Here is a 10692-nt window from a genome sequence, read left to right on the forward strand (position 1 = left end):
ATAATGTATAATGAAGAATGTATAATGAAGAATGAAAATGAAAATGAAAATGAAGAATGTATAATGAAGGATGATGTTCTTTTAGAAAAAGAACCAAAAGCAATCCCTCTTTAAAAAAAACATAGAGGGAGTAAACAAATTTCATCAGGGTTATATTCTACAGAGAAAAAATTTTTTTTTGATTTTTAGGAAATTTAAACAAGTCATTACATCGCCTTAATAATAAACCTGTAAACGAACCTTATCACTAACCTTGATACTAACTTCGATTCTAACCTCATCACGAACCTGTAAAATATTTTTACAGGTTAACGTTAAGTCCAGTGTATAGGGTTGTCATGAATGATATGTAAATTTTCAAAAAAAACTCTTTTTTCGATTTTTAAAAGAAAAAAAGTAAGAAAGAAAAAAAAATAAAAAAAGAAAGAAACAAAAAAAGAAAAACCCCTCTTTTTTTGGAAAAATTTTTTTTTCGATTTTTTCGATTTTGATTTTTTTAAATAAAATAAAAAACCAATTCTACTTATCAGACCCACTTACCCCGAAGGGGAGAAAAGAAAAAAAGTTGCGCAAAAAAAAGAAAAGATAAAATAAGGCGATTTAAGACACTTAAATTACCCTAGTGGTAGTCTTGGTTGTTTTTGATAAAAAAGTCCGTCAAAAGAGCTAAAAACATTAAAAACGAGAGTGTTAACTCAAAAGTCAAACATGTCAATCTTCTTTAATCTGATCTTTTTTGGATTTATGCTTTGAATTTTCTAAAAAATATATTTGGTTATTAGGTCCTACAACTCGAATAACTGAATTAAATTTTTAATTTACTTTCTTTGGTATTTTAATCTTTTTAGTACCCCTTGAAAGCTCATTTTTAAGGGTTTTTATTTCAAGTTTATAGGATTCTACTAACTCTTCCAGTAATTCAATTCTCTTATTAGCGTTTTTTAATTTTTCTTCTGAAAGTTGTACATCGTAAAGAGCAACGTCTGTTAAGCCTTGAATTTCTTCAAATTTAATTTCTGGCTCTAAGTTATTATTTGAAACTTTTGATTTTAGCATTTCTCCTTCTCCTGTTAGCAACCATTCGTAATTTATTTCGAAATTAATTGCTATTTTTTCAAGTATATTGAATTTTGGTTCTGCTCGATCGTTGATATAATTTCTGATATTAGCTTCACTAACACCAATTTTTGTAGCAAAATCACTATTATTCCCATTACTAAAATACTTAACTAGCTTATTTATCCTCTGTCCTATAGAATTCATGATTATATATGTAATATTTGTTTCGAAAAAAAATTCGATTTTTATTTTGTTTGTTCGAAATATATGATTTTCAATGTAGGTAAAAAATTATATAATTAATTTTCTTACTTTGATATTGTTTATTTTTTAGAGCCTTTTAAAAGCTCATTTTTAAGATCGTTTATTTCAAGTTTATAGGATTCTACTAACTCTTCCAATAATTCAATTCTTTTATTGGCTTTTTTTAGTTTTTCTTCTGAAAGTTGTACATCGTAGAGAGCAACGTCTGTTATATCAGGATTTAAAACATTATTTTCGTAATTTTCAATTAACTTAATAGCACTTTGCGATATTTTTCTTTGTCCCTGCTCCCATCCTTGCACAGCTCTAATTGTAGTTCCAACAATATTTGCTAACCCTTCTTGAGTTAAATTATATTTTTTTCTAAATTCTTTAATATCTAATCTATTCATTATCAAAAAAATATATCATTTTAACATATATTTAACACTCAATGCGTTAGTTTTTTTTGTTTTATAACACAATGTGTTATATATTTGTACTTATTAACTTACTTACACACAAATATATGGAAAAAATCAATATACGAGGTGCAATCAACTCTCTAAAGGTGGAGGGGGGAGTGTTGAAATTTCCGAAGCCTCTTTATCGACCTTCTATAATCCGATCAATTGCCGGACAAATCACCTCCGATTCAGGTAAAAAATTTAATGTCTCTGCTTCATTAAATGAAACCATCGTAAAACGAGTAATGTAAGAAAATTTATTATGAATGTCTTAACCATAAAAGAAGTGAGCGCGAGGACTTCATTGTCTGCCCGCACCATTTACCGAATGATAGACAAGGGCACAATAGGATTAGATGATACTTTTTTGGTAGGTAACATCAGAAAAAAAAGAGTTATAACCGAGCAGTGGGTTGAAGATTTTATAAATAAACACAGAAGGTATAATTAGAAAAAACCTTAAAAAATTGTCTTGTTATGGAAATAAATATAAAAATTAATATAGAATTTGGAGAAAAGGCCTTAAAAGTTTTAAAAAAATGCGGTAAAAATTTCTTAGATACTGTTGATTTAAACGAACCGACAGAAGAAAGTATAAAAGAAAACAAGAAAGAGGATAAAAAAAATATCCCGCCTGTAGAGCCTTTCTACAAACTTACCGACAATATAAAATTCGATAAAATCAAAAAAAAGATTAATTCTCTTATAAGGTTTAAAAAAAGCCAAGAAGTTAAAGAATTATTAAACCAATTCAATATCGATCGCATTTCCGAATTAGAGACAGAGAAATATAATGAGTTTTTCGAGCATTTACAGAAAATCATGTAGAAAACAAAAACGATCAAAAACCCTTTACCTGTAAAATCGCTAATCAAAAATTAGAATAATAAAATAAAAAAAAAGCCCTGCAGCAACAGGACTTAATCACAATAATATTAATTAAATATTATCATGAAAACAATAAGTGCAAATATAACTAAAAAAAGAGAAGTATCAAAAAAATTAGCTGAGTCAATTTTTCAAGAGTCTCTTGAGGTTTTATTCAACATAATAATACTTCCTAAAGAAAGCAATTTACATTACGAGATAGAAAAAATAGAAGGATCCATCGTAAGTGTTAAATTTTATTGGACAAAAGATTTTCAAAATTACGATTACTCCTGCGATTACTGGGAAGAAGTTATCGACTGTTATTCAACCCTTTACAACTTCAATAAACCTTATGACAGTATAATCGATGAAATAGTAGAGGACCTGGAAAGAGAAGTAAAAGTATATTTTTAAAACATTACAAAATGGATACTACAATAAAAGGCGTAAAACTTCTTTACGATGAAGCCTTAGAAAATAATAATATCACATTAGCGAAGGCATACGAAAAATACCTTAAAAAGGTAGACACTCAAGAGAATAGACACCAATCAATAATTAAAGGGTTTAAAAATAATCAAATACAAAGTGCATTTAGTAACGGTAAGACTTTTAAATCATTAAAAGAATACTTAGCATACCATGAAAAGGATATATAATTATTTCACATGGTGGTTGCTTACCATGTCAAGTATTGAAAAAATTCAAGAGTTCTTAAAAGAAGAAATAAAGTCATAGAAAATCTTAAAATCACTATGGAAAATAAAACAAGTATATACAAAAAACTATTTCAAGTAAAACTCGAAATAGGTAAACTTATAAAAAATGAAATAAATCCATTTTTTCAATCCAAGTATTTTGATGTAAACCAGCTCATCGAGCACGTTGAGCCTTTATTGCATAAAAATAATTTACTTCTTATGCAGCCTATAAAGGATAATAAAGTAATATCTACGATAACGGATATCGATTCAGGAGAAAACGTAACTAGTGAAATAGAATTGCCAGTATTTCAAGACCCTCAAAAAACAGGATCCGCCATTACCTATTACCGTAGATATACTCTTCAATCACTTTTAGGACTACAAGCAGAAGACGATGACGGTAATAAAACAATTCAAAATGCACAAAATAAACCCAAAATTACCCAATGGCTTACAGAAAAGGAATTTCAAGAGGCTATAAGATCAACGGATATAAAATTTTTAAGAGAATTTGGTGTACAGTGGAATACCCCGCCTAAAGGATTGAAGACGCAATATAAAGAAGCTATTAGAGAAAAAATTAAAGAATTAAAAAACAAATAATATGAGCGCATCAAGTGAACTTGCAGCTCAATATTCAGAGAGCTATTACATAGAAAATCAATACGAATACTTAATGAGTAATCAAGAATATATGACAGAAAAAGACATTTTAATAGAAGGACTTAAAAATAAGCAAAAAGTACTAAGTTATTCTTCGTTAAAATGTTTGGATAGCCCGATAAATTTTATCAACTACTATCTGCGCCCTAAAAAAACAAATGAAGGGATGATAACGGGGAGTGTTATAGATACTTTAATAACTACCCCTGATCTGTTTATTAAGAACTATGCAGTTTTAGAAGACATTCCATCTACTGAACTGCAAGTTAATTTCTGCCATGCAGTGGTTGAAAAAATAAAGAGCAAAGGAATAGACAAAACATCACCCATTTTTGAAATACTATTCAATGAAACATTTAAAGAGTTTTACAAAAAAGGAAGTTCGGAAAACTTAAAACATTTAATCCCTTATATATATTCAATTTGCGAAAATAAGCAAGTTATTAGCATTGTCCATTACCAAAAATGCAAAGATGTAAGTGATAATTTATTATCGCAAGATGAAATATTAGAGGAATTAGAGCAAGTTGAAGAATTTCAAAAAGCAATAGAGTTTGAATATAAAGGGTGGAAAATTAAAGGAAAATTAGACGCTTTTCAATCTAAAATTTTCTACGATTTCAAATATGCATCCGATTGCACACCTGAAAAATTTGAATATGACATGCGTAAATTCCAATATGATCTTCAATTTGGGATTTATTCCTTAGGTTTAATAATACTAGGATTAAGTCATAATCCTAAATTCAAATTCATTGTGTATGATGATAAATTTAACTATTCCATTATAGAAGTAGATGATGGGTATTTAGAATATGCTAGAAGAAAGGTTGATTTTAAGATCAATTGTTTAAACAAAATGATCGCTGAAAACGCTTTTAATAAATCCTATAATTTTTTCAGGTCTAAAACTAAATTTTACAAGCCTAAATGGATTGATGGGTTTGATAATGAAATATTTACACATAGATAAAATATTATGTTCTACAACGCAGAAAAACCCTTCGACATTCAAAAAGCAAAAGAATACTTTAATTGGTTGATAAACAAGAAAAAAACCTTCGAATTAACAAAAAAACAACCCATACGAAGTATAAGTCAAAACAATTATTTGCATTTACTGTTAAGTTCTTTCGCTCTGGAATATGGAGACACCTTAGAATATGTAAAGTTAGAAATATTTAAAAAGAAATTGAATTCGGACATTTTTAAAACCGAACATCTAAATAAAAGAACGAAAGAGATTCGCGAAGACTGGAAGAGTACGTCAATACTCAACAGTAAAGATTTGACGATAGCAATAGACAGATTAAGAGCATATTCATTAAAAGAATTCGGTCATTACCTACCCGAACCGAATGACTTGAACTTTTTAAATGAAATAAGAATCAGTATTGAAAACAATAAAGAATATTTATAAATAATTAAAACCATGGAAAATATAATACAACAGACAAAAACAGAAGGAGAAGAAAAGATAAGGGCTTCTAAAAGTAAAACAAAGGAGATTAACTCACCAAGCGCAACCTTAGGAAATAAATCAAAAAGTAAAACAAAGGGGGATTTTTCTCCTAGTGTAACATTAGGGAAGAAATCAAAAAGTAAAACAAAGGAGATTAACTCACCAAGCGCAACCTTAGGGAATAATTCAAAAAGCAAAACAAAAGGGGAACAGGCACATAGCGCAACCTTCGAGGAAAAATCACACAGCTATACAGAAGGAGACGGAGCATATAGCGTGACTTTGGGAAGTTATTCCCTAAGTGAAACAAAAGGTAAAAACGCCATTACAAGTGCGTACGGTTACATGTCAATTGTAAAAGCTCATCATGGATTAGTATCTATAGTCGAATATAAACTAAAAAAAGAAGAGTTAGTTCCAAAAAAAACACATTCTGCGCAAGTAGGTGAAAAGATTTTAGATGTAACGATAGAGCCCGATAAGCCGTACGGATTTGATGAAAAAGGAACTTTCAGAGAGTTTACGGAAGAGGAAGTTTTAGAAATATTAAATCCTTATTTAAAAAAACTAAAATCATGATACATTCAAATAACAACAAAAAATACTTTTTTGAAATAGATAAAAATGAAGACAATTTATTCTATTTCAATTTAAAAGATAAAAACGGGAACATTTATTTAGGAAGCGGTTCATATACACAAAAAACTAATTGTCTAAAAGGGATAAGATCAATAATAAGAAATTCTAAAAATGATGCACGGGTTATAGTTGAACAAACTCGTGATGAAAAATGGAAAGGCTCTTTGAAAGCCGAAAACGGTAAAACTAGAGCATTCAAAACGGCTTTTAACACCAAAGAAGAAGTTAAAAACTTTTTTGAAATTTTAAAAAATTTATCTCTAGAAACAGCCTTAATTGACAATACTAAATAAAAAATTAAAACCATGAATCATTCAACAAATAAAGAAAAATTATATTTTGAAATATACAAAGTTGAAGACGACGTTTTATATACCAATGATCGATTCTATTTCAAATTAAAAGATGAAGAAGGTAACAGTTATATAAGAAGCCGTCCATATCTACACAAAACTGATTGTCTAAAAGAACTAAAATCAGTATTAAGAAATTTTAAAAACAGAGAACGTTTTATAATTGAACAAGCTTACGAAGAAAAATGGATCTTCCATCTGAGGAACGAAAACGGTCAAATAATAGCAGTATCAACTTATTATTTTGATACAATTGTGGATGCTAGAAACTTTACTGAAGATTTAAAAAGCTTATCCCTAAAAACGCCTGTTGTTGACAATACTAAATAACCATGATATACCCAAGAAACAACAAAAAATACTTTTTTGAAATAGATAAAAATGAAGACAACTTTTTCTATTTCCAATTAAAAGACGAAGAAGGTAATATTTATTTAGAAAGAGGCGCATATACGTACAAAACTAATTGTAAACACGGGATAAAATCAGTAATAAGGAATTCTAAAAATAGAGAACGTTTTATAATTAAACAAGCTTCTAATAAAAAATGGACATGCAGTCTTACAGCCGGAAATGGTAGAGCAATAGCATTTACCCCATATTTTAAAACAAAATTTAAAATTGAAAAATTTGTTGAAGACTTACCAAGAAAAGTGCATTTAGCTAAATTTTCTGATAAAACTAAGAGAATTCCTCAGTGGACAATAAACAACTAAAATCTTTTTATTTATAAACATGTTCGCATGAGTAAAAGACTGAAATACAATCCCGAAGAAGAAATAACAGTAGTTATGAAAAAGGAAATGTCCATGAAAAATTATTTGTCATTGATGGAGAAATTGAGAAAAGATGGATTTAACGGATGGAATTGTCAGGGGTATCAAACAGGTTTTTATAGTGGGTATAAAGGATACCTTGAAGTTATATGTGTTAAACCTAAATTCCGATCAAGATATAACGAAAAATTAAGACCTGTTATAATCATGAAAAGAAGGAATTTAAGACAAGAAGAAAGCAACTAACATTATTATATTCTTACTCAATATTCCTTGTATCCTTTGAATAAATGAGCGCTAAATATTAATAAACTATATATCCTATTTAAAAGATAGAAGACTGATTTAAATAATATGAATTTAACAGAAACAAAAAAATGGAAGAAAAAGAAACAAATATTTACGAAATAAAAAAAGCACAAATAAAAGAGTCATTATGTTTAATATCTTATGAGTTATTATCCGACCCTATAAGAGGGAACATTATTAAACACAAAGGAGTTCATTATGTTCACATCGATTTAGAAGAAGCTTTTAAGCGCTTAAATGTTTTTTTAGCTCACATTGACGAGGCATATAAGGTATTTTCCACTAATAAAACAACAATAACTGAATTAGAAAACACTGAACAAACAGAAAAATATACTGTAGTAGGCTTTAGCATAACCGGTAAAGAGGAGAGCAGATCAGTAATATTGACAGGAGTAAAAGAGGTTGAATACGGATATATAAAGTTTGACACACCCAAAATAATGCTTGAAGGTGGAAACTATTTATATCTTGAAGAAATCTCCGAAAGAATAAATGATGCAATAAATGAAGTTATAGCTTATTTAGGAGGAAAAAAAGCGCCTGAGTCCGTTCAGTCGTCAATAGATTTCGATGAAATGGATCTTGATGTTTTTTAAATAATTTAGAATACTATGTCAACTTGTAATATAGAGTACGGAGGTCTTTTTCCGACACTTGAAAAACCAAAATTTAAATTACGTGATTATCAAGAAGAAGCCGTAAATGCAGGAATTAATTATTTTCATGGTCAAACTAATAAAAACGCGATAATAATTTTACCAACCGGATCGGGAAAATCAATTGTGATAGCTAATATAATAACAGCATTAAAAGATCAAACAATAATTTTACAGCCATCCAAAGAGATTTTAGAACAAAACTATTCAAAGTATTGCAGTTATGGTTATCAAGCGTCAATATATTCAGCCTCCGCAGGTCAAAAACTAGTAAGTAAAGTTACTTTTTGCACCATTGGTAGCATTATAAAAAAGACTCATCTTTTTAAAGAAGTAAAAAATATAATTATAGATGAGTGCCATTTAGTTAACCCAAATGAGGGAATGTATCAACAACTTATCAATACCTTATCTGAAGCAAAGGTACTTGGTTTAACTGCAACACCGTACAGATTACATAGTTCGCTATATGGTTCAGAATTGCGATTCATTACCAGAACAAGGCCACGAGTCTTTCATGAAGTACTTTACTATGTACAAAATAAAATCCTTTTTGATTCTGGGTACCTTACTAAACTGGAATACTTTTCACCTAATATCATAGACCGGTCAAAACTAGTTTTAAATAATAAAAATACTGATTTTACAGAAGAAAGCGTACGTAGGTTGTATAAAAGCATCAACATGCCTTCAATAATTGTGCACTATGCAATGAGACTCCTTAAAAAGAGAAAAAACCTGTTAATCTTTTGTTCATTAATAGAAGAGGCCAAAAGTGTAACAGAAAGAATTCCTGGTTCAGCATTATTAACAGGAGCAACCAAAAAAGAAGAAAGAGAAAGGATCTTGTCATTATTTAAAAAGGGAGAAATCACCTGCGTGGTTAACGTGGGAGTTTTAACAACCGGTTTTGATTATCCTGGATTAGAAGTTGTCCTTATAGCAAGAAGTACCCTTTCACTTGCGCTATATTATCAAATGATTGGCAGGGCTATGAGAATTGCCCCGAATAAAGATAACGCATGGATAGTTGATTTAGGGGGGAACATAGAATATTTTGGAAAAATCGAAACGATGAAAATTAACCAAACAGATAAAGGATATTATTATATCTCCAACAATGGCAGAAGTTTAACTAATGTAAAATTTCAAAGGTAATATAATCAATTAAAAGGAATAAATAAAAATCACTGCTTTGAGAAAGACATTAACAGATCAACAAGTAGAAATAATTATTCGCGAGTACTTGAATAAACCCGTAAAGAGGATAGCTGATGAAATAGGGAGTAACCATGGGACTATAATGCGTAAGTTAAAATCATTAGGGCTTGAAATACCTAAAGAAATCATTGAAAAAAGGAAACAGGCAGGGCTATTTAAAAAAGGATCAACCCCCTTTAATAAGGGTAAGAAAATGACAGAATACCTATCTGAAGAAACTATAAAAAATAACTTAAAAACAAGATTTAAAAAAGGACAAAAACCCAAACAAACAAAAAAAAGTTTTGAAGAAGTAATACGTAATGAAAAGGGCACCCAATATTATTATATAAAATCCCCCGTATACAATATGATGGTGCCTAAGCAGCGATGGTTATGGGAAAAAGAAACAAAAACCAAAATACCCAAAGGATATAATATAGTATTTAAAGACGGGAACGCCTTGAATTGTGTTATTGAAAATTTAGAATGTATAAGCAACAAGGAATTAATGGAGAGAAACACCATACACCAATATCCGGCGGAGATAAAAAGAACCCTACACTTAACTAAAAAAATTAAAGATAAAATAAAAAGAAAATGAACATATCCGAATTAAACAACAAATTATTTAAAGCCTTAGAAGGTATAGAAGAAGGTACATTAGAAATAGACAAAGCAAAAGCCATGGTTAACATAAGTACCGCAATAACTAATAATGCAAAATTAATCTTACAAGCCGCTAAAATGTCGGAAAATGTACAAATGGCAAACGATTTATTTAGCCCAAAACAAGGGATGTTAACCTTAAACCCTGACGATACGTATATGAAAAAAAACATTTTTGCAAAAAAGCTAGGATATAACAATGTCTCTGAAGCATTGGCAAACATGGGTAAAGATAATTTTGATGAAAAGTTTAAAGAACAAATGCAATCAAGGCAAACTGAAAACAACAACAAAAATTAAGACTATTTTAAAAGTTTTCATAATGGAAGAAAGAGACAGTATCATATTTTATAGAAGTTTTTTTGAATCAATAAAACTTCTACCTTCTGAAACACAAGCAGAGGTTTACAATGCAATATTTGAATACTCTTTAAACTTCAAAGAGGTTGAATTAAGTGAAACACCCAAAGTGATTTTTACTCTAATAAAACCGCAACTGGATGCTAATATTCGTAAGTATGAAAATGGCAAAAAAAAAGGAACTAGAAGCAAACCAGGAGCAAACCAGGAGCAAACCAGGAGCAAACCAGGAGCAAACCAGAAGCAAACCAGGAGCAAA

Annotated in this window: 20 protein-coding genes; 18 read left to right on the forward strand and 2 right to left on the reverse strand. The window is 29.4% G+C overall.

Annotated elements, in window-relative coordinates:
- Positions 1-813 precede the first annotated feature (813 nt).
- Positions 814-1263 (reverse strand): helix-turn-helix domain-containing protein, encoded by a 450-nt coding sequence (locus GFU93_RS04450; RefSeq protein ID WP_160567575.1) that lies wholly within the window; start codon positions 1261-1263, stop codon positions 814-816.
- 119 nt (positions 1264-1382) lie between these two features.
- The gene (locus GFU93_RS04455; protein WP_160567577.1) at positions 1383-1715 is read right to left on the reverse strand and encodes a DNA-binding transcriptional regulator; all 333 of its coding nucleotides are present in this window, start codon (positions 1713-1715) and stop codon (positions 1383-1385) included.
- Positions 1716-1831: 116 nt separating this feature from the next.
- On the opposite strand from GFU93_RS04455, the gene GFU93_RS04460 reads away from it, so the two are divergent.
- The 18 genes from GFU93_RS04460 to GFU93_RS04545 form a co-directional block, all read left to right on the forward strand.
- The gene (locus GFU93_RS04460) at positions 1832-2020 is read left to right on the forward strand and encodes a hypothetical protein (RefSeq protein ID WP_160543273.1); all 189 of its coding nucleotides are present in this window, start codon (positions 1832-1834) and stop codon (positions 2018-2020) included.
- A gap of 11 nt (positions 2021-2031) precedes the next feature.
- Complete coding sequence (locus GFU93_RS04465; protein WP_160543274.1) at positions 2032-2220, forward strand: helix-turn-helix domain-containing protein; 189 nt, start codon at positions 2032-2034, stop codon at positions 2218-2220.
- Between the two features lie 26 nt (positions 2221-2246).
- On the forward strand, positions 2247-2597 hold the full coding sequence (locus tag GFU93_RS04470; protein WP_160543275.1) for a hypothetical protein: 351 nt from the start codon (positions 2247-2249) through the stop codon (positions 2595-2597).
- 123 nt (positions 2598-2720) lie between these two features.
- A complete protein-coding gene (locus GFU93_RS04475; protein WP_160567578.1) occupies positions 2721-3053 on the forward strand; it encodes a hypothetical protein in 333 nt (110 codons plus the stop codon).
- An 11-nt stretch (positions 3054-3064) separates the two neighbouring features.
- Positions 3065-3298, forward strand: a complete 234-nt coding sequence (locus GFU93_RS04480) for a hypothetical protein (RefSeq protein ID WP_105297682.1) — start codon at positions 3065-3067, stop codon at positions 3296-3298.
- Positions 3299-3394: 96 nt separating this feature from the next.
- A complete protein-coding gene (locus GFU93_RS04485; protein ID WP_105297681.1) occupies positions 3395-3946 on the forward strand; it encodes an ERF family protein in 552 nt (183 codons plus the stop codon).
- 1 nt (position 3947) lies between these two features.
- Positions 3948-4979, forward strand: coding sequence for a hypothetical protein (locus GFU93_RS04490; RefSeq protein ID WP_105297680.1), 1032 nt, complete (start codon positions 3948-3950; stop codon positions 4977-4979).
- Between the two features lie 6 nt (positions 4980-4985).
- On the forward strand, positions 4986-5426 hold the full coding sequence (locus tag GFU93_RS04495; protein ID WP_160564430.1) for a hypothetical protein: 441 nt from the start codon (positions 4986-4988) through the stop codon (positions 5424-5426).
- A 12-nt stretch (positions 5427-5438) separates the two neighbouring features.
- Entirely contained in the window at positions 5439-6047 is a 609-nt protein-coding gene (locus tag GFU93_RS04500) for a hypothetical protein (RefSeq protein ID WP_160567580.1), read from the forward strand.
- Positions 6044-6400 (forward strand): YegP family protein, encoded by a 357-nt coding sequence (locus GFU93_RS04505; protein ID WP_160567582.1) that lies wholly within the window; start codon positions 6044-6046, stop codon positions 6398-6400. The genes GFU93_RS04500 and GFU93_RS04505 overlap by 4 nt, the downstream gene beginning before the upstream one ends.
- Positions 6401-6412: 12 nt before the next feature.
- On the forward strand, positions 6413-6790 hold the full coding sequence (locus tag GFU93_RS04510) for a DUF1508 domain-containing protein (RefSeq protein WP_160567584.1): 378 nt from the start codon (positions 6413-6415) through the stop codon (positions 6788-6790).
- A gap of 2 nt (positions 6791-6792) precedes the next feature.
- Positions 6793-7176 carry a DUF1508 domain-containing protein gene (locus tag GFU93_RS04515; RefSeq protein WP_160567586.1) on the forward strand — a complete coding sequence of 128 codons (384 nt, stop codon included), beginning with the start codon at positions 6793-6795 and terminating at the stop codon, positions 7174-7176.
- Positions 7177-7203: 27 nt separating this feature from the next.
- Positions 7204-7482, forward strand: coding sequence for a hypothetical protein (locus GFU93_RS04520; protein WP_160567588.1), 279 nt, complete (start codon positions 7204-7206; stop codon positions 7480-7482).
- Positions 7483-7613: 131 nt separating this feature from the next.
- Positions 7614-8144 carry a hypothetical protein gene (locus GFU93_RS04525; protein ID WP_160567590.1) on the forward strand — a complete coding sequence of 177 codons (531 nt, stop codon included), beginning with the start codon at positions 7614-7616 and terminating at the stop codon, positions 8142-8144.
- Between the two features lie 15 nt (positions 8145-8159).
- Positions 8160-9362, forward strand: coding sequence for a DEAD/DEAH box helicase (locus GFU93_RS04530; RefSeq protein WP_160567592.1), 1203 nt, complete (start codon positions 8160-8162; stop codon positions 9360-9362).
- 37 nt (positions 9363-9399) lie between these two features.
- The gene (locus GFU93_RS04535; protein WP_160567594.1) at positions 9400-10008 is read left to right on the forward strand and encodes an HNH endonuclease signature motif containing protein; all 609 of its coding nucleotides are present in this window, start codon (positions 9400-9402) and stop codon (positions 10006-10008) included.
- The gene (locus GFU93_RS04540) at positions 10005-10373 is read left to right on the forward strand and encodes a hypothetical protein (protein WP_160567596.1); all 369 of its coding nucleotides are present in this window, start codon (positions 10005-10007) and stop codon (positions 10371-10373) included. Before GFU93_RS04535 ends, GFU93_RS04540 begins: the two co-directional genes overlap by 4 nt.
- Positions 10374-10395: 22 nt before the next feature.
- Positions 10396-10692 (forward strand): DUF6291 domain-containing protein (locus tag GFU93_RS04545; protein ID WP_221411557.1); only part of this gene is annotated, 297 nt, incomplete at its 3' end.

This window comes from Apibacter sp. B3546, assembly GCF_009827885.1.
Lineage (GTDB): Bacteria > Bacteroidota > Bacteroidia > Flavobacteriales > Weeksellaceae > Apibacter.

Coding starts and splice junctions, on each gene's coding strand:
- GFU93_RS04515 (WP_160567586.1), top strand. CDS start 6,793: ATGATATACCCAAGAAACAACAAAAAATACTTTTTTGAAATAGATAAA.
- GFU93_RS04480 (WP_105297682.1), top strand. CDS start 3,065: ATGGATACTACAATAAAAGGCGTAAAACTTCTTTACGATGAAGCCTTA.
- GFU93_RS04465 (WP_160543274.1), top strand. CDS start 2,032: ATGAATGTCTTAACCATAAAAGAAGTGAGCGCGAGGACTTCATTGTCT.
- GFU93_RS04485 (WP_105297681.1), top strand. CDS start 3,395: ATGGAAAATAAAACAAGTATATACAAAAAACTATTTCAAGTAAAACTC.
- GFU93_RS04500 (WP_160567580.1), top strand. CDS start 5,439: ATGGAAAATATAATACAACAGACAAAAACAGAAGGAGAAGAAAAGATA.
- GFU93_RS04460 (WP_160543273.1), top strand. CDS start 1,832: ATGGAAAAAATCAATATACGAGGTGCAATCAACTCTCTAAAGGTGGAG.
- GFU93_RS04490 (WP_105297680.1), top strand. CDS start 3,948: ATGAGCGCATCAAGTGAACTTGCAGCTCAATATTCAGAGAGCTATTAC.
- GFU93_RS04495 (WP_160564430.1), top strand. CDS start 4,986: ATGTTCTACAACGCAGAAAAACCCTTCGACATTCAAAAAGCAAAAGAA.
- GFU93_RS04525 (WP_160567590.1), top strand. CDS start 7,614: ATGGAAGAAAAAGAAACAAATATTTACGAAATAAAAAAAGCACAAATA.
- GFU93_RS04540 (WP_160567596.1), top strand. CDS start 10,005: ATGAACATATCCGAATTAAACAACAAATTATTTAAAGCCTTAGAAGGT.
- GFU93_RS04520 (WP_160567588.1), top strand. CDS start 7,204: ATGAGTAAAAGACTGAAATACAATCCCGAAGAAGAAATAACAGTAGTT.
- GFU93_RS04470 (WP_160543275.1), top strand. CDS start 2,247: ATGGAAATAAATATAAAAATTAATATAGAATTTGGAGAAAAGGCCTTA.
- GFU93_RS04455 (WP_160567577.1), bottom strand. CDS start 1,715: ATGAATAGATTAGATATTAAAGAATTTAGAAAAAAATATAATTTAACT.
- GFU93_RS04450 (WP_160567575.1), bottom strand. CDS start 1,263: ATGAATTCTATAGGACAGAGGATAAATAAGCTAGTTAAGTATTTTAGT.
- GFU93_RS04505 (WP_160567582.1), top strand. CDS start 6,044: ATGATACATTCAAATAACAACAAAAAATACTTTTTTGAAATAGATAAA.
- GFU93_RS04510 (WP_160567584.1), top strand. CDS start 6,413: ATGAATCATTCAACAAATAAAGAAAAATTATATTTTGAAATATACAAA.
- GFU93_RS04475 (WP_160567578.1), top strand. CDS start 2,721: ATGAAAACAATAAGTGCAAATATAACTAAAAAAAGAGAAGTATCAAAA.
- GFU93_RS04530 (WP_160567592.1), top strand. CDS start 8,160: ATGTCAACTTGTAATATAGAGTACGGAGGTCTTTTTCCGACACTTGAA.